Origin of the sequence: Variovorax sp. Varisp41, assembly GCF_047325085.1 — a bacterium.
Taxonomy (GTDB): Bacteria; Pseudomonadota; Gammaproteobacteria; order Burkholderiales; family Burkholderiaceae_C; genus Variovorax.
In genome coordinates this window covers 5,553,870-5,570,939 of the sequence record NZ_CP168540.1, presented here as the reverse complement: position 1 = coordinate 5,570,939, position 17,070 = coordinate 5,553,870, and the positions used below count along the sequence as shown (strand labels likewise).

16 protein-coding genes and 1 tRNA gene are annotated in these 17,070 nt (G+C 68.3%); 14 read left to right on the top strand and 3 right to left on the bottom strand.

Going from position 1 to position 17,070, the window contains the following annotated elements; all coding sequences use genetic code 11:
• Nucleotides 1-13: 13 nt before the first annotated feature.
• The gene (locus tag ACEN9J_RS25780) at nt 14-1,981 is read right to left on the bottom strand and encodes a dynamin family protein (protein WP_413762413.1); all 1,968 of its coding nucleotides are present in this window, start codon (nt 1,979-1,981) and stop codon (nt 14-16) included.
• A gap of 110 nt (nt 1,982-2,091) precedes the next feature.
• The gene (mutM, locus tag ACEN9J_RS25775; RefSeq protein WP_057595149.1) at nt 2,092-2,901 is read right to left on the bottom strand and encodes a bifunctional DNA-formamidopyrimidine glycosylase/DNA-(apurinic or apyrimidinic site) lyase; all 810 of its coding nucleotides are present in this window, start codon (nt 2,899-2,901) and stop codon (nt 2,092-2,094) included.
• 71 nt (nt 2,902-2,972) lie between these two features.
• Between mutM and ACEN9J_RS25770 the strand changes: the two genes are divergently transcribed.
• The 8 genes from ACEN9J_RS25770 (at nt 2,973) to ACEN9J_RS25735 (ending at nt 9,652) form a co-directional block, all read left to right on the top strand.
• Nucleotides 2,973-4,871, top strand: a complete 1,899-nt coding sequence (locus ACEN9J_RS25770) for a tetratricopeptide repeat protein (protein WP_413762412.1) — start codon at nt 2,973-2,975, stop codon at nt 4,869-4,871.
• Nucleotides 4,871-5,398, top strand: a complete 528-nt coding sequence (locus tag ACEN9J_RS25765) for a lipoprotein insertase outer membrane protein LolB (protein ID WP_413762411.1) — start codon at nt 4,871-4,873, stop codon at nt 5,396-5,398. The genes ACEN9J_RS25770 and ACEN9J_RS25765 overlap by 1 nt, the downstream gene beginning before the upstream one ends.
• Entirely contained in the window at nt 5,395-6,285 is an 891-nt protein-coding gene (ispE, locus tag ACEN9J_RS25760; RefSeq protein WP_413762410.1) for a 4-(cytidine 5'-diphospho)-2-C-methyl-D-erythritol kinase, read from the top strand. The genes ACEN9J_RS25765 and ispE overlap by 4 nt, the downstream gene beginning before the upstream one ends.
• 72 nt (nt 6,286-6,357) lie before the next feature.
• Nucleotides 6,358-6,434 (top strand) — tRNA-Gln (locus ACEN9J_RS25755).
• A gap of 174 nt (nt 6,435-6,608) precedes the next feature.
• The gene (locus tag ACEN9J_RS25750; RefSeq protein WP_057595146.1) at nt 6,609-7,583 is read left to right on the top strand and encodes a ribose-phosphate pyrophosphokinase; all 975 of its coding nucleotides are present in this window, start codon (nt 6,609-6,611) and stop codon (nt 7,581-7,583) included.
• 135 nt (nt 7,584-7,718) lie between these two features.
• Complete coding sequence (locus tag ACEN9J_RS25745; protein ID WP_057595145.1) at nt 7,719-8,360, top strand: 50S ribosomal protein L25/general stress protein Ctc; 642 nt, start codon at nt 7,719-7,721, stop codon at nt 8,358-8,360.
• Nucleotides 8,361-8,443: 83 nt separating this feature from the next.
• A complete protein-coding gene (gene pth, locus ACEN9J_RS25740) occupies nt 8,444-9,076 on the top strand; it encodes an aminoacyl-tRNA hydrolase (RefSeq protein WP_057595144.1) in 633 nt (210 codons plus the stop codon).
• A 96-nt stretch (nt 9,077-9,172) separates the two neighbouring features.
• Nucleotides 9,173-9,652: a hypothetical protein gene (locus ACEN9J_RS25735; protein ID WP_057595176.1), complete on the top strand. Its 480-nt coding sequence runs from the start codon at nt 9,173-9,175 to the stop codon at nt 9,650-9,652.
• On the opposite strand, the gene ACEN9J_RS25730 is transcribed toward ACEN9J_RS25735, so the two are convergent.
• Nucleotides 9,638-9,931 (bottom strand): YfhL family 4Fe-4S dicluster ferredoxin, encoded by a 294-nt coding sequence (locus ACEN9J_RS25730; RefSeq protein WP_057595143.1) that lies wholly within the window; start codon nt 9,929-9,931, stop codon nt 9,638-9,640. The two genes, ACEN9J_RS25735 and ACEN9J_RS25730, sit on opposite strands and share 15 nt — an antisense overlap.
• Before the next feature lie 117 nt (nt 9,932-10,048).
• On the opposite strand from ACEN9J_RS25730, the gene ACEN9J_RS25725 reads away from it, so the two are divergent.
• The 6 genes from ACEN9J_RS25725 to ACEN9J_RS25700 all read left to right on the top strand — a co-directional run bounded on the left by ACEN9J_RS25725 (nt 10,049) and on the right by ACEN9J_RS25700 (nt 17,035).
• Nucleotides 10,049-10,999 (top strand): ABC transporter permease, encoded by a 951-nt coding sequence (locus tag ACEN9J_RS25725; RefSeq protein ID WP_057596054.1) that lies wholly within the window; start codon nt 10,049-10,051, stop codon nt 10,997-10,999.
• Nucleotides 10,996-11,883, top strand: coding sequence for an ABC transporter permease (locus ACEN9J_RS25720; protein ID WP_413762409.1), 888 nt, complete (start codon nt 10,996-10,998; stop codon nt 11,881-11,883). Before ACEN9J_RS25725 ends, ACEN9J_RS25720 begins: the two co-directional genes overlap by 4 nt.
• Nucleotides 11,884-11,906: 23 nt before the next feature.
• Nucleotides 11,907-12,890, top strand: a complete 984-nt coding sequence (locus tag ACEN9J_RS25715) for an ABC transporter ATP-binding protein (RefSeq protein ID WP_413762408.1) — start codon at nt 11,907-11,909, stop codon at nt 12,888-12,890.
• Nucleotides 12,887-13,699 (top strand): ATP-binding cassette domain-containing protein, encoded by an 813-nt coding sequence (locus tag ACEN9J_RS25710; protein ID WP_413762407.1) that lies wholly within the window; start codon nt 12,887-12,889, stop codon nt 13,697-13,699. Before ACEN9J_RS25715 ends, ACEN9J_RS25710 begins: the two co-directional genes overlap by 4 nt.
• A gap of 121 nt (nt 13,700-13,820) precedes the next feature.
• Nucleotides 13,821-15,317: an ABC transporter substrate-binding protein gene (locus ACEN9J_RS25705; RefSeq protein WP_413762406.1), complete on the top strand. Its 1,497-nt coding sequence runs from the start codon at nt 13,821-13,823 to the stop codon at nt 15,315-15,317.
• Nucleotides 15,318-15,547: 230 nt separating this feature from the next.
• Complete coding sequence (locus ACEN9J_RS25700) at nt 15,548-17,035, top strand: ABC transporter substrate-binding protein (protein WP_057596059.1); 1,488 nt, start codon at nt 15,548-15,550, stop codon at nt 17,033-17,035.
• Nucleotides 17,036-17,070 lie beyond the last annotated feature (35 nt).

The following is a 17,070-nucleotide window of genomic DNA, read 5'->3' as shown; positions in this document are numbered from 1 at the left end:
CGGCACGCCGTGCTCAGGCCGCGGCACGCAGCTCGCCGGCCGAGGCCGCCGTGGCGGACGGCTTGCCCTGCTGCGCGATCAGCGCGGTGAATTCGCTCAGGCGCTGCTGCAGCCCGGCCAGCGCGCTCTCCTGCGCCGCCAGTTCGAGCAGCCGCTCGTCGAGGCTGCCGGCCGCGTTCTGGATGCGCTCGATCGCCTCGATGCGCTTGCTGAAGTTGCGGCGGCGCTCCTTGAGCTGCGCATCGATCTGCGCGCTGGCGCCCTTGCTCCAGCGCTCGACCTCGGTCATGGCGGCCTCGTTCACCAAGCGCAGTCGGCTCGCGAGCGCGCGCACCAGCTTGTCGCAGAAGTCGGCCTGCGCGAGCTTGAGCATGTTGCCCACGCCCAGGTAGTGGATGTGGCTGCGCTCGATCTGGCTGAGCTCCTGCTCGAAGCCGCTGAGGTCGGGCTCGGCCGGCGCCTGCAGGGTGAAGCCCTGCTCGGCATTGAGCTGGCGGAAGGTGGCATGCAGCATCGACTGGATCTCGGCCGTGGTCGCCTGCACCTCGCGCAGGTTGTTGCGCAGCGAATCGAAGGTCTCACCGTACACCTTGCGCACGTTGAACTTGACGCCGGGCCGCTTGAGCGCGGCCGACAGCCGCACCATGTCGGCCTTGAGCGCCGTGCGGCCCAGCACCGCGTAGACCTCGCGCAGCAGCTTGCCCTGCACCGAGCGCAGCGCCAGGATGCGCGCGTTGCTGCCCTCGAACTCGTTCTGTTCCTGGTCGATGCGCGCGCGCATGTGCCGGATCACCGACACGTTCTTGCCGCGCAGCCCCTGCAGCTCGAGCGCCTGCTCGGCCAGGTCGCGCTGGCGCACCTTGAGGATGCGCTCGGCCTCGGTCCGCAGCGCGGCCATGCCGGCATCGACGGCCAGCCGCAGCATGGTCTCGCGCTTGCCGAGCACGCCCTGGCCCAGCAAGGCCTCGAGCGCGGGCAGGCGGCTGGCCTCGAGCAGCCGCGCGTCGCGATGCACCTTGGCCTGCAGTCCCTTCTGCGCCGACACCGGCAGCACCTGCGCGAGCGGCACGTCGAGGTGCTTGGCGGCGACCTGGCGCTGCTGCTCGATCTGCTGCTCGATCTGCGCGTGGGTGCTCAGCGTGTCCCACAGGGTGTCGATCTTGTTGAGCACCACGAAGCGCGTGTCGCTGCCCTCGTTCTCGGTCACCAGGTGCTCGCGCCAGATCGACAGGTCGGAGCGGGTGACGCCGGTTTCGGCGCCGAGGATGAAGACCACCGCATGCGCCTGCGGGATCAGGCTCACCGTCAGTTCGGGCTCGGCGCCGATCGCGTTGAGACCCGGGGTGTCGAGGATCACCAGCCCCTGCTCGAGCAGCGGATGCGGCATGTTCAGCACGGCATGGCGCCAGCGCGGGATCTCGACCCGGCCCTCGGCGTCCTGCACCGGGTTGTCGTCGGGCGTTTCCTCGTTCCAGAAGCCCAGCGCGCGCGCCTCGTCCTGCGAGACCCAGCGCACCTCGGCCACCTTGGCCATGGCCTGGGCCAGCCGCTCGGCATCGCCGACGTCGATCGCGATCTCGGTCCAGCGCGCGGGCTGGTCGCGCCAGTAGGCGAGCGAATGCGGCTCCAGGCGGGTTTCGATCGGCAGCAGGCGCAGCTTGGGCGCCAGCGTGGCGTCGTAGCCGAGCTCGGTCGGACACATGGTGGTGCGGCCGGCGCTCGCCGGCATGATGCGCCGCCCGTAGCCGGCGAAGAAGATCGCGTTGATCAGCTCCGACTTGCCGCGCGAGAACTCGGCCACGAAGGCCACCATGACCTTGCTGGTGCGGATCTGCGATTCGAGCCCGCGCAGCCGCTCGGCCACCGCCTGGTCGAGCAGCTCGTTCTCGGTCAGCCAGCGGGACAGCCACTGCAAGCGGTGGGCGAAGTTGCTCCGCCACGCACCGTGCTGGTCGAGTTGTTGGTTGAAGGAGCGGCTCAAGGTGGAAATGTAAAAACTTTCTTACAAATATAACATCGCAATCTGAAAACCGGGTGACCCGCGTGCATTGACCTGCGGCCGGGCTGCGGCACTGCGCCCCTTCATCCGGGCTACTTCTGGCACACCGGACAGTAATAGGTCGAGCGCTGCCCCTGGCGCAGCAGCCGGATCGGCGTGCCGCAGACCCTGCACGGTTCGCCGGCGCGGCCGTAGACCGTGGCCTCGAGCTGGAAGTAGCCGTTCTGGCCGTCGATGGAGAAGTCGCGCAAGGTACTGCCGCCCTTCTCGACCGCCCGCGCCAGGATCTCCTTGACCGCGGCATGCAGCCGCGCGGCGCGCGGCCGGCTGATGCGCGCGGCCGACAGCGTGGGACGGATGCCGGCCTGGAACAACGCCTCCGAGGCGTAGATGTTGCCCACGCCCACCACCACGTCGCCCGCGAGCAGCACCTGCTTGATCGCGGTGCGGCGCTTGCGCAGGCCGGCATGGAAGGCATCGAGGTCGAAGGCCTCGCCCAGCGGCTCCATGCCCAGGCCGCCGAGCAGCTTGATCGCCCAGGGCGCGGCCTCGTCGTCGACGTAGACCACGGCGCCGAAGCGGCGCGGATCGTTGAGCCGCAGCGTGCCGCGGTCGGTGACCAGGTCGAAGTGATCGTGCGCACCGGGCTCGGGCAAGGCGGCATCGAAGCGCAGGCTGCCCGACATGCCCAGGTGCAGCAGCAGCAGGCCTACGTCGAGATCGATCAGCAAATACTTGCCGCGCCGGCGCACCTCGCGCACGCGGCGGCCCACCAGCAGCTCGGGCGCCACCATCAGCGCCCAGCGCAATGGCTTGCCGATGCGCACCGCGTCGATGCGCGCGCCGGCGATGCGGTCGGCGATTCCGCGCCGCGTGACTTCGACTTCGGGTAGCTCGGGCATGAGGCTCCAACAACTGCGTGACACGAAGCCCCACGCGGTGCTCGTTCAAATGCATGGATTATTATGGTTCGATGATTCCATCGCCCCGCCGACACCGCCTTGCGGCGGCCGCGTCACTCGTGCTCCTGGCCTGCGCCGCCCACGTCCACGCGCAGTCCTCCGACCCCGCCGCGCCGGACAGCCCGGCCCCCATCATCGAACGCAGCGCGCCGCCCAAGCCGGCAACGCCCGCGAGCCCGCAGCCCGCCAAGCCACCCGCGCGCACGACGCCCGCGAAGCCTGCTGCAGCGGCCGCCGCGGCCGATCCCGCGCCGCAGCCCTCGGCCCTGAGCGCCGACATGTTCTACGAGATCCTCATGGGCGAGCTCAGCGCGCGCTCGGGCGATCCCGGCTCGGGTTACCAGTACGTGCTCGATGCGGCGCGCAGGCTGCGCGACGGCAGGCTGTTCCAGCGCGCGATCGAGATCGCGCTGCAATCGCGCTCGGGCGATGCCGCCCTTGCCGCGGCACGCGCATGGCAGGACACGGTGCCCAATTCGCGCGACGCGCGCCGCTTCGAGCTGCAGATCCTGATCCTGCTCAACCGCATCGGCGACACCACCGAACTGCTGCGCGCCGAGATCGCGGCCAGCCCGCAGGTCGAGCGGCCGCTCCTGATGGCCGTGATCGCGCGCAACTACTCGCGCGCCACCGACAAGAAGCTCGCCGCCTCGGTGGTCGAGCAGGCGCTGGCCGACGAGCTCAAGAATCCCGCGACGGCGGGCATGGCCTGGGCCACGGTGGGCCGGCTGCGCCTCAATGCCGGCGACAACGCGGGCGCGCTCGAGGCCGCGCGCAAGGGCCAGCAGGCCGATCCGGCCTCCGATGCGCCGCCTGCGCTCGCGCTCGAACTCATCGATCCGGGCCAGCCGCTGGCCGAGCCGATCGTCACGCGCTACCTGGCCGGCAATCCGAAGGCTTCGCCCGAGCTGCGCGTGGCCTATTCGCGCGTGCTGGTCGAGAACCGCCGCTACGCCGACGCCTCGAGCCAGCTGCAGTCGCTGACCGTTGCGCGCCCCGAACTCGCCGAACCCTGGCTGCTGCTCGGCAGCCTGCAGGCCCAGGCACGCCAGGACGCCGCGGCCGAGACCTCGCTCAAGCGCTACCTCGAGCTGACCAGCAGCCAGCCGGCCCCCGCGCAGGCCGAGGCCGTCGACCGCAACCGCGGCGTGACGCAGGCCTACCTGCTGCTGTCGCAACTGGCCGAGCGGCGCAAGGATTTCACCGGCGCCGAACGCTGGCTCGCGCGCATCGACAACACCGACGACCTGGTGATCGCGCAGACCCGCCGTGCCGGCCTGCTGGCGCGCCAGGGCAAGCTGCCGCAGGCGCGCGAGATCGTGCGCGGCCTGCCCGAGCGCACGCCCGAGGACAAGAAGCAGAAGTTCCTGGCCGAGGTGCAGCTGCTGCGCGATGCCAAGCAGTTCCAGGCCGCCTACGACATGCTGGCCCAGGCCTCGGCCGCCGCACCCGACGACACCGACCTCGTCTATGACCAGGCCATGATGGCCGAGAAGCTCGACCGCCTCGACGAGATGGAACGGCTGCTGCGCCGGCTGATGCAGCTCAAGCCCGAGAACCAGAACGCCTACAACGCCCTCGGCTACTCGTTCGCCGATCGCAAGATCCGGCTCGAGGAAGCCCGCACGCTGATCCAGAAGGCCGTGCAGCTCGCGCCCGAAGACCCGTTCATCGCCGACAGCCTGGGCTGGGTCGAGTTCAGGCTCGGCAACACCGCCGAGGCCATCCGCATCCTCGAGGCCGCCTACAAGACGCGCCCCGATCCGGAGATCGGTGCCCACTTCGGCGAAGTGCTGTGGAGCATCGGCCAGAAGGAGCGCGCGGTCACGATCTGGAAGGAAGCGCTGCTGAGCGACGCCGACAACGAGACCCTGCAGGAAACGCTCAAGCGCCTGCGGGTCAAGCCTTGATGGTGGCGCTCGCAGCCCCCGACGGCCGCCGGCGCCTGCTGCTGACGGCACTCGCGGCTTTCTCGGTGACGGGATGCGCGCAGTTCACGGGCGGCTCGAAAGCCTCCGCGCCGCGCGCCACGAACGCCTGGAGCGGCCGCATGTCGCTGCGCGTGGACAGCGAGCCGGTGCAGACCTTCTCGGCCCTGTTCGAGCTGCGCGGCTCGCCCGAGGCCGGCGAGCTCTCGCTCACCACGCCGATCGGCAGCACGCTGGCCCAGTTGCACTGGTCGCCGGGCGAAGCCCTGCTCAAGAACGGCAACGACACCCGCCGCTATGCCTCGCTCGACGCGCTGATCGAGGCCGCCACCGGCGCCGCGATCCCGGTCGCCGCGCTGTTCGGCTGGCTCGACGGGCGCAACGACCCCGTGCCCGGCTGGCGCCCCGACCTCGGCCAGCTCGCGAGCGGCCGGCTGCAGGCCGTGCGCGAAACGCCGGCGCCGCGGGCCGACCTGCGCATCGTGTTCGAGCGCATGCCGGCGTCATGAAGGCGATCTACGACCTTCCCGCGCCGGCCAAGCTCAACCTCTTCCTTCACGTCACCGGCCGGCGCGAAGACGGCTACCACCTGCTGCAGTCGGTCTTCATGCTGATCGACTGGTGCGACACGCTCCACGTCGAGCTGCGCGGCGATGGCCAGCTGAGCCGCGAGGACCTGACCGTGCCGCTGCCGGCCGACGACCTCGTGCTGCGCGCCGCGCGCGCGCTGCAGGCCCATGCGGCGCCGGGCCAGGGCGCGCACATCGGCGTCGCCAAGCAGGTGCCCGCGCAGGCCGGCATGGGCGGCGGCTCGTCCGATGCCGCGACCTGCCTGCTGGCGCTCAACCGGCTCTGGAACCTGCGGCTGCCGCTCGCGGAACTCGCGCGCATCGGCCTGTCGCTGGGCGCCGACGTGCCTTTCTTCCTCTCGGGCCACAACGCCTGGGTCGAAGGCATCGGCGAGAAAATCCGCCCGATCGAACTGCCGTCGGCACGCTTCGTGGTGGTCAAACCACCCGAGGGACTCGATACCCGTTTAATTTTTTCTGCGGATGATCTGCAACGGGCCAGTCCTGTTGCTATAATCACGGGCTTTGCTGCAGTACGCGAACAGCACGACGATCAAAACCCCTTACGCCTCGGCGAGGAAGTTTTCGATTTCGGCCACAACGACCTGCAGCCGGTTGCCCAGCGGCTCTGTCCCGCGATCACCGAAGCCATCGATTGGCTCGGCGCTCGAGGACTTCAAGCCAGGATGACCGGCTCCGGAAGTTCGGTGTTCGCCAGAATGCAGCAGGAACCGCAAAACGCGGAACTGCTTTCGGACCCCACGGGCTGGCAGGTTCGCCAATGCAACAATCTGGCTGCTCATCCACTCCGGGGTTGGGCAGACTGAGAAACTGATCGGAGCGCCCAGGCGTTTCGATGCGACATATATCGGTAGGCGGTGCAAACCGTCGACCTGTGTAGGGGAGTCGCCAAGCTGGTTAAGGCACTGGATTTTGATTCCAGCATGCAAAGGTTCGAATCCTTTCTCCCCTGCCAAATCTTTCAGACACTACGGCCCGCGGGCCGTAGTTTCTTTTTGAAGCCGCGGTCCCTGGACCCGGCACTTCGTTTGCGGCCGACCCGCTGCAATAATCGGCGGCCCCAGGGTCGCCAGGACTCGTAACTCTTTGGCGGCTTTCCCAAGCCAAATCGCTCAGCCGGGACGCGCTCATGCAGGCTCACCATCCTGATTTCATGGTTTTCACCGGCAATGCCAATCCGGGCCTTGCCGCAGAAATCGCGAGCAACCTGGGCACCACCCTCGGTGCCGCCCGCGTCGGCCGCTTCTCCGACGGTGAAGTCACCGTCGAGATCAACCAGAACGTCCGGGCACGCGATGTGTTCGTGGTGCAGTCCACCTGCGCCCCGACCAACGAGAACCTGATGGAACTGCTGATCATGGTCGACGCGCTCAAGCGCGCCTCGGCCGAACGCATCAGCGCCGTGATCCCCTATTTCGGCTATGCCCGCCAGGACCGCCGCCCGCGCTCGAGCCGCGTGCCGATCTCGGCCAAGGTCGTGGCCAACCTGCTGGAAACCGTGGGTGTCGAGCGCGTGCTCACCATGGACCTGCACGCCGACCAGATCCAGGGCTTCTTCGACATTCCGGTCGACAACATCTACGCCTCGCCGGTGCTGCTGGGCGACCTGCGCGCCAAGAACTACGAAGACCTGATCGTGGTCTCGCCCGACGTCGGCGGCGTGGTCCGTGCCCGCGCGCTGGCCAAGCAACTGAATTGCGACCTCGCGATCATCGACAAGCGCCGCCCCAAGGCCAACGTCAGCGAAGTCATGAACGTGATCGGCGAGATCGACGGCCGCAACTGCGTGATCATGGACGACATGATCGACACGGCCGGCACGCTGGTCAAAGCAGCCGAGGTGCTGAAGGAACGCGGCGCCAAGAGCGTCTACGCCTACTGCACGCACCCGATCTTCTCGGGTCCCGCGATCGAACGCCTCAGCAAGGGCACGGCCCTCGACGAAGTGGTCGTGACCAACACCATTCCCCTTTCCGACAGCGCCAACGCCTGCGGAAAGATTCGCCAGCTCTCCGTGGCACCGCTGATCGCCGAGACGATCCAGCGCATTGCCAAGGGCGAGTCGGTGATGAGTTTGTTCTCGGACCAGGACAATCTCTTCTGAGATTGCGCTCCTGCCGTTCGGGCAAAAAGCCGGCTTCCCCGATCGGGAAGTCATTTTGAAACCGGCGCCGCACTGGTCGCGGTCGGCGCTCAAGAAGCGAAATGGCCGTCGTGCCTTCGCTCCAAGGAGTTAACCATGAAATTCGTCGCTTACGAGCGCGCCAAGCAGGGCACGGGTGCGAGCCGCCGTCTCCGCATTTCGGGCAAGACGCCCGGTATCGTCTACGGTGGCGAAGGCCAGCCGCAACTGATCGAGCTCGATCACAACGCGCTGTGGCACGCCCTGAAGAAGGAAGCCTTCCACGCCTCCGTCCTCGAGATGGAACTCGGCGGCAGCGTGAGCAAGGTGCTGCTGCGCGACGTGCAGTACCACCCGTTCCGCCAGCTGGTCCAGCACATCGACTTCCAACGCGTCGATGCCAAGACCCGCCTGCACATGAAGGTGCCGCTGCACTTCAAGGGCGAGGAAGAGTCCGATGCCGTCAAGCTCGACCACAACCTCGTGAACCACGTGATGACCGAACTCGAAGTCAGCTGCCTGCCCAGCGACCTGCCCGAGTTCATCGAGATCGACCTCTCGGGTCTGAAGAAGAACGCCACGCTGCACGTCAACGACATCAAGCTGCCCAAGGGCGTGAAGTTCGTGAGCCATGGCAAGACCAACCCGGTCGTGGTCTCGGCCGTGCCGCCGCTGGTCGCCGAAGAGCCGGCACCCGCCGCCGAAGGCGCCGAAGCAGCTCCCGCAGCGGCTCCTGCCAAGAAGTCCGGCAAGAAGTAATTCTTCTCGGCTTCGCGCTGCAAACCAAAGGCCCGCCTCGCGCGGGCCTTTTGCATTGCGCGACCGCCCGATAATCCCGCCCCATGATCAAACTGTTCGTCGGCCTCGGCAATCCCGGGCCTGAATACGAAGCCACGCGCCACAACGCCGGCTTCTGGTGGATCGACGCCCTCGCGCGCGACTGGAAGCTCAACCTCGTGCCCGAGCGCAGCTACCACGGCCTCGCGGCGCGCGCCAACATCGGTGGTCAGAGCATCTGGCTGCTCGAGCCGCAGACCTTCATGAACCTCTCGGGCAAGTCGGTCGCCGCGCTTGCGCGCTTCTTCAAGATCGCGCCCGAGGAGATCCTCGTGGCGCACGACGAGCTCGACGTGGTGCCCGGCCAGGCCAAGCTCAAGTTCGGCGGCAGCCATGCGGGCCACAACGGCCTGCGCGACATCCATGCGCAGCTCGGCACCGGCGATTACTGGCGGCTGCGCCTGGGCATCGGCCATCCCGGCGTGAAGTCGGAGGTGATCAACTGGGTGCTCAAGAAGCCGCTGAAGGAACAGCGCGATGCGATCGACGACGCGATCGTGCGCAGCCTGCATGCCCTGCCCGCGCTGCTCGCGGGCGAAATGGAAAAAGCCACGGCCACCATCCACACGAGCAAACCGCCCCGGCCCAAGCCGCCGCGGCGCGAGCCTGGCGACGGCAGCGCGCCCGCCGCACCCTAGCCAGCGTTCATCGCGGGAAGCGCCGACAGAGCGCGAAGCAAGAGGGAGAGAAGAACGATGTCGACAACGAGGGAGAGAAGAAGAAGCACGCACGGCATGCACCGGACCATCGTCGCGAGCGCGATGGCCATCGGCGCCTGTGCGCTGACGAGCGCATTCGCGCAGCAGCCGGGCACGTCGACCTGGCGCTGCGGCAACAGCTACAGCGACCGCCCGTGCGCGGGCGGAACGACGGTGAAGGTGGACGACGCGCGCAGCGACGACGACCGCCGGGCCGCCGACGAAGCCACGCAGCGCAACGCGAAGCTCGCCGACCGGCTCGAGCGCACGCGACTGTCCGAGGAGAAGCAGGCGCACCAGCGCGACCAGAGCGCTGCGCAGGAGGCCCATCGCGCGGCGCTCGCGCAACGCAGGCTCGAAGCCCAGGAGCGCCTCGAGAAGATGCGCGCCGCCAAGCTCGCGGCCGAGCCGCGCAAGGCCACGGCGAGTTACGGAGAGAGACCGGGATCGAAGCCTGGCGAGGACGGCGGCGCGAAGAAGAAGCGCCGCAAGCCCGCGGCCTCAGACGCCGGCTGAGGGCGCGGACGGAGGCTGCGGCAGCGCGGCCTTCGTTGCCGTGAGACGCTCGTACTTCTGCAGCAGCGTCTCGCGGCTTTCCACGTGGGCCGGATTGATCGGGATGCAGGCCACGGGGCAGATCTGCACGCACTGCGGCTCATCGAAGTGGCCCACGCATTCGGTGCACTTGTGCGGATCGATCTCGTAGATCGCCTCGCCCATGTAGATCGCATCGTTCGGGCACTCCGGCTCGCAGACATCGCAGTTGATGCATTCGTCGGTGATCATGAGGGCCATGCCGCGATTATCCCCGCAGGCGGAGTCCCCGGCGGCAACGTGGGAGAGCGATCCCCTCGGGGATCCGGTGCTACGGCACGCTTGTTGCAGTTGTCGGGTTATGCTGCGCCCCGCCCCATGAGCCTCTTCTTAATCAAGCGCCTTGCCACGCTGATCGGCACGCTGATCGGCGCCTCCATCATCGTCTTCCTGGTCCTGGAGATCCTGCCCGGCAATGCCGCGCAGATGCTCATGGGCCCGGACGCCGCCCCCGAAGCCGTCGCCGCCCTGGCCACCAAGCTCGGCCTCGACCAACCCGCCTGGACCCGCTACTGGCACTGGATCGCGGGCCTGCTCACCGGCGACCTCGGCGACTCCTACGCCTACAGCTCCCCCGTGCTCGACCTCATCCTCGAGCGCCTCGCACTCACCGTCCCCCTGGCCCTCTTGGCCATGGCCTTCACCACCGTGCTCGCCCTGCTCGTGGGCGTCACCGCCGCCGCGCGCCACAACAAGCTCGGCGACGTCGGCCTCATGGGCCTCACCCAGGTCGGCATCGCCATCCCCAACTTCTGGTTCGCCATCCTGCTGATCCTCGTCTTCTCCGTGCAGCTGCAGTGGTTCTCCGCCGGTGGCTTCGACGGCTGGGGCGAAGGTGTCTTCGCCGGTTTGAAGTCGCTGCTGCTGCCCGCCCTGTCCCTGGCCGTCGTGCAGGCCGCCATCCTCGCGCGCATCACCCGCTCGGCCGTGCTCGAGGTCATGCGCGAGGACTTCGTGCGCACCGCGCGCGCCAAGGGCGTGACCCAGCGCGCCGTGCTCTGGACCCACGTGCTGCGCAACGCCCTGATCCCCGTCATCACCGTCATGGGCATGCAGTTCTCCGAGCTGCTCGCCGGCACCATCGTGGTGGAGAACGTGTTCTACCTGCCGGGCCTGGGCCGCCTGATCTTCCAGGCCATCAGCAACCGCGACCTCATCGTCGTGCGCAACTGCGTCATGCTGCTCGCAGCCATGGTCGTCATCGTCAACTTCGTGGTCGACGTGCTCTATGCCGTCATCGACCCGCGCATCAAGGCGAGCGACATATGAGCGCCACTCCCGCCTCCCTGGCCGCGCCTTCGGCCGCCGCCCTCAAGCTGCCCGGCTTCTGGCAGCGCGCGCGCCATCACCGCAGCTTCGTCATCGGCGGCGTGCTCGCCGCCCTGCTGCTGCTCGCGGCCCTGGTCTCCTACCTCTGGACGCCCTACTCGCCCTACGCCATGGACATGGCCAACAAGATGCAGGCGCCCTCGGCCAGCCACTGGCTGGGCACCGACGCCTTCGGGCGCGACGTGGCCTCGCTGCTGCTGGTGGGCGCCCGCGCCTCCATCCTGGTGGGCGTCATCGCCGTGGGCATCGGCCTGGTGGTCGGCACCGCCCTGGGCCTGCTGGCCGCGGCCAAGCGTGGCTGGGTGGAAGAAGCCATCATGCGTTTCTCCGACTTCTCGCTGGCCTTCCCCGCCATCCTCTCGGCCATCATGATGACGGCCGTCTTCGGCGCGGGCATCGTCAACGCCATCATCGCCATCGGCATCTACAACATCCCCACCTTCGCGCGCATCACACGCGCCTCGGCCAACGCCATCTGGTCGCGCGAGTACGTGGCCGCCGCGCGTGCCTGCGGCAAGGGATCATTCGCCATCACCATGCAGCACGTGCTGCCCAACATCTCGGCGGTGCTGATCGTGCAGATCACCATCCGCTTCGCCATCGCGATCCTGGCCGAGGCCGCCCTCTCCTACCTCGGCCTGGGCACGCAGCCGCCGCAACCGTCCTGGGGCCGCATGCTCAGCGAGGCGCAGACCCTGATGTTCCAGCAGCCCCTCTTGGCCGTCTTCCCGGGCATGGCCATCGCGCTGGCGGTGCTGGGCCTGAACCTCTTGGGCGACGGCCTGCGCGACCTGCTCGATCCGCGCCTGGCGCGTGCGAGGTGAGCGACATGGCCACCAACAATCCCATGCCCCTCCTCGAAGTCGACAACCTCCACATCGGCCTGCAGACCCAGCGCGGCCCCGCCCAGGCCGTGCGCGGCGTCTCCTTCTCGCTCGAGCGCGGCCAGACCCTCGGCATCGTGGGCGAGTCGGGCTGCGGCAAGTCCATCACGGTCATGTCCCTCATGGGCCTCTTGCCCGCCACCGCCAAGGTCACCGGCAGCATCCGCCTGGACGGCCAGGAGCTCATCGGGCAGCCCGAGTCGGCCCTGTGCCGGATCCGCGGCAACCGCATCGGCATGATCTTCCAGGAGCCGATGACGGCCCTGAACCCGGTCCACACCATCGCGCGCCAGGTCGGCGAGCCGCTGCGGCTGCACCGTGGGCTGACAGCGAAGCAGGCCCGCGCCGAGGCGCTGAACCTGCTGCAGCGCGTGGGCATTCCCGACGCGGCCTCGCGCCTGGATGCCTATCCGCACCAGTTCTCGGGCGGCCAGAGGCAGCGCATCGGCATCGCCATGGCGCTGGCCTGCGGGCCGGATCTCTTGATCGCCGACGAGCCCACCACCGCCCTGGACGTGACGATCCAGAAGCAGGTGCTCGACCTGATCCAGAACCTGGTGGCCGAGATGGGCATGGCGCTGATCCTGATCTCGCACGACTTGGGCGTGATCGCCAACAGCGTGCAGCGCATGCTCGTGATGTACGGCGGCAGCGTGGTGGAGAGCGGGCCGACGCGCGCACTCTTCGCGAACCGGGCCCATCCTTACACCAAGGGGCTGTTCGCGGCGCGGCCGGTGATCGGGGCGCCGAAGGGCCAGCGGCTGGCGACGATTCGCGGCAGCGTGCCCGAACTGGTGGACCTGCCTCCTGGCTGTCCGTTCGCGGGGCGCTGCAGCTACACGGTCGATGCCTGCCAGTCGACGCGGCCGCCGGCGGTGATGCTGCCAGATGACCATGCGGTGCGCTGCATCCGACTCGACGAGATCGAAGCGGAGGCCGTGGCATGAGCACGACCACCACCAACACACCGCTGCTGCAAGTCACCGACCTCGTGCGCCACTACGCGCTGCCGCGCGAGAAGCTGCTGGGCCCACCGCCCACGGTCAAGGCCCTCAATGGCGTGAGCTTCGAGGTGCAGGCCGGGCGCAGCGTGGGGATCGTCGGGGAGTCCGGGTCGGGCAAGTCGACCATCGCGCGGCTCGTGATGGCGCTGGACAAGCCCACCTCGGGCAGCGTGAAGCTCGAAGGGCGTGAGTTGCATTCCTTGAGCAAGGACGAACTTCGCACGGCCCGGCGCGACTTCCAGATGGTCTTCCAGGACCCCTACGGCTCCCTCGACCCGCGCCAGACGGTCGCGCGCATCGTGGCCGAGCCGCTCGAAGCGTTGGCCCAGGTCTCGAAGAAGGAGCAGCGCGAGCGCGCCGCCGAGTCCCTCGCCGCCGTGGGCCTGCGCCCCACCGACCTCGACAAGTACCCACACGAGTTCTCGGGCGGCCAGCGCCAGCGCATCGCGATCGCCCGCGCCCTGATCACCCGCCCCAAGCTCATCGTCGCCGACGAGCCGGTGAGCGCCCTGGACGTCTCCGTGCAGGCCCAGGTGCTCAACCTCATGCAGGACCTGCAGCAGCAGTTCGGCATCAGCTACCTGCTCATCAGCCACGACCTCGCCGTCGTCAACCACCTGTGCGACGAAGTCTGCGTGGTCTTCAAGGGGCAGATCGTCGAGCGCGGCACGCCGCAGGAGCTCTTCGCCAACGCCCAGCATCCCTACACGCGCACACTGCTCGGCGCCGTGCTGCAGGCACCGGGGCACTGAGCGCGCCCGTCATGCAACCAGGGCATAAGCATCTGGTTGCGCACCGGGCCTCTCCTCGCGGATGATGCGGCGCGCCCGGAGGGCGCATGCCCCCTGTCACCGCTCAAAGGACCGCCCGCCCATGCTTCACAGACGCACCCTCCTCGCCACCGGCGCCGCCGCGCTCGCGCCCCTCGTGCTGCCGACCGGCGCCCTCGCGCAGGCGCGCCGCAAGGACACGCTGGTGCTCGGCCTCACGCTCGAACCCACGGGCCTCGATCCCACGGCCAAGGCCGGCGCCGAGATCGCCGAGGTGGTGCTCTACAACGTGTTCGAGACGCTGACCAAGATCAACTCCGATGGCAGCGTCACGCCCCTCCTGGCCGAGAGCTGGGAGGTCTCGCCCGACCTGCGCACCTACACCTTCAGGCTCAGGCGCGGCGTGAAGTTCCAGAACGGCGAGGCGTTCGACGCGAACACGGTCAAGTTCTCGTTCGACCGCGCCTCGGCCGCCAACAGCACCAACAAGGACAAGCGCTTCTTCGCCAACTTCACGACCCAGGCGCTCGACGCGAACACGGTGGTGCTGATCGCCAAGGAGATCGAGCCCGACCTGCTGTTCCAGCTCGGCCAGGCCTCGGCGATCGTGGTCGAGCCCAAGTCGGCCGAGGGCAATGCCACCAGGCCCGTGGGCACCGGCCCCTACCGGCTCGAGAACTGGGCCAAGGGCTCATCGATCGTGCTCGCGAAGTGGGACGGCTACCGCCATGCCGATGCGGTGCAGATCCGTCGCGCGAGCTTCCGCTTCGTCTCGGAGCCGGCCGCGCAGACCACCGCGCTGCTGTCGAACGACATCGACCTGTTCCCGCATGCCTCGGTCTCGCGCAGCCTCTCGCAGTTCCAGAACGACAAGCGCTTCCAGATCCTGTTCAACGCCTCGCGCGGCAAGTCCATCCTCGCGATCAACAACAAGCGCAAGCCGCTCGACGACGTGCGCGTGCGCCGCGCGATCGCGGCCGCGATCGACCGCAAAGCGGTGATCGACGCGGCCGTCGACGGCCGCGGTATCCCGATCGGCAGCCACTACGTGCCGACCGCGCCGGGCTACGTCGACACCACCGGCATCAATCCCTACGACCCCGCGAAGGCCAAGCGCCTGCTGGCCGAGGCCGGCGTGAAGCTGCCGCTGCAGCTCGACCTGGTGTTGCCGCCCCCGCCCTATGCGCGCCAGGGCGGCGAGCTGATCGCCGCGCAGCTCGCGCAGGTCGGCATCGTCGCGAAGATCCAGAACGTGGAGTGGGCGCAGTGGATCAGCGGCACCTATGGCAACAAGAACTACGACCTGTCGGTGATCCTGCATGTCGAGCCCTTCGACCTCGTGAACTACACGCGACCCGAGTACTACTGGGGCTACCAGTCGGCGAAGTTCAACGAGGTGTTCGAGAACGCGCGCAACGCGCCGCGCGAGGCCGACCGCCTGCGCCTGCTGGGCGAGGCGCAGCGCATCCTGGCCGAGGACTCGGCCAACGTGTTCCTCTACCAGCCGCAGCTCATCACCATCGCCGCGCGCGGGCTGCGCGGCCTGTGGAAGGACGCGCCGATCTTCGCCAACGACATCGCCGCGATGTCCTGGGCGTGAGTGGCCGCTGACCTTTCGCGGCGCCCCGCATCCGGGAACCTCCCGAGGAAAAAGCGCCGCGCCGCGGCATCGGCGGCGAGCGCGCTGCGCGAGAATGCTTTTGGCTGCACGGCGTGGCATCTTTCCTGCTGCGCTGCTGGTCTTTCGCGGCATCGCGCCTTGATTCGGGGCGCCCTGCCCCTGGGCGCAGCCCTTTGCCTTTCCAGACGTTTTTCCGGAGATCACCACGTATGTTGAACCGTCGCACCCTCCTCACCACCGCTGGCGCCACCGTGGCCCTGGCCACACCGCTGGCCGGCCTGGCCCAGGGACGGAAGGACGCCATCGTGATCGGCATGGCGCTCGAGCCGCCGGGCCTCGATCCGACCGCGGGCGCCGCGGCCGCGATCGCCGAGGTGGTGCAGTACAACATCCTCGAGACGCTGACCAAGATCAATGCCGACGGCAGCGTCACGCCGCTGTTGGCCGAGAGCTGGGAAGTCTCGCCCGACCTCAAGACCTACACCTTCAAGCTGCGCCGCGGCGTGAAGTTCCAGAACGGCGAGCCCTTCAACGCGGCCACGGTCAAGTTCTCGTTCGACCGCGCCGGTTCGGACAAGAGCACCAACAAGGACAAGCGCACCTTCGCCAACCTCAGCACGCAGGCGACCGACGACTACACGGTGGTCGTGATCAACAAGGAGATCGACCCCGACCTGCCCTTCGTGCTGGGCCAGGCCACCGCGGTGATCGTCGAGCCCAAGAGCGCCGACGGCAACGCCACCAAGCCCGTGGGCACCGGCCCCTACAAGCTCGACAACTGGGTCAAGGGTTCCTCGATCACGTTGAGCAAGTGGGACGGCTTCCGCAACCCCGGCAGCGCGAAGATCAACAAGGCGACCTTCCGCTTCATCTCCGACACCGCGGCCCAGGCTGCGGCCATGCTCTCGGGCGACGTCGACATGTTCCCGCGCATCGGCACGCGCGTGGTGCCGCAGTTCAAGGCCAACCCGCAGTTCCAGACCATCCTGGCCGGCTCGCGCGCCAAGACCATCCTCGCGATCAACAACCGCAAGAAGCCGCTCGACGACGTGCGCGTGCGCCGCGCGATCCTCGCGGCCATCGACCGCAAGGCCGTCATCGAGGGCGCGGCCGACGGCTTCGGCGTGCCGATCGGCAGCCACTACGTGCCCGGCGCGGCCGGCTATGTCGACACCACCGGCATCAACCCCTTCGACATCGAGAAGGCCAAGAAGCTGCTGGCCGAGGCCGGGGTGAAGACCCCGCTCGAGCTCAAGCTGACCCTGCCGCCGCCGCCGTACGCGCGCCAGGGCGGCGAGGTGATCGTGGCCCAGCTCGCAAAGATCGGCATCGTGGCGAAGGTGCAGAACGTCGAGTGGGCGCAATGGCTCAGCGGCACCTACGGCAACAAGGACTACGACCTGTCGATCGTCTCGCACGTCGAGCCCTTCGACCTCGGCAACTACGCCAAGTCGGACTACTACTGGGGCTACCAGTCGAAGGCCTTCGACACGCTGTTCGACAAGATCAAGACCACCGCCAACACCGCCGAGCGCAACAAGCTGCTGGGCGACGCGCAGAAGATGCTGGCCACCGACGCGGCCAACGGCTTCCTCTACCAGCCGCAGTTCCCGACCGTGGCGAAGAAGAACGTCAAGGGCATCTGGAAGGAAAACCCGATCTTCGTGAACGACCTGTCGGCCCTGTCCTGGGGTTGACGACGAGCCTCCTCCGAGCGCGGCGGTAGCACCCG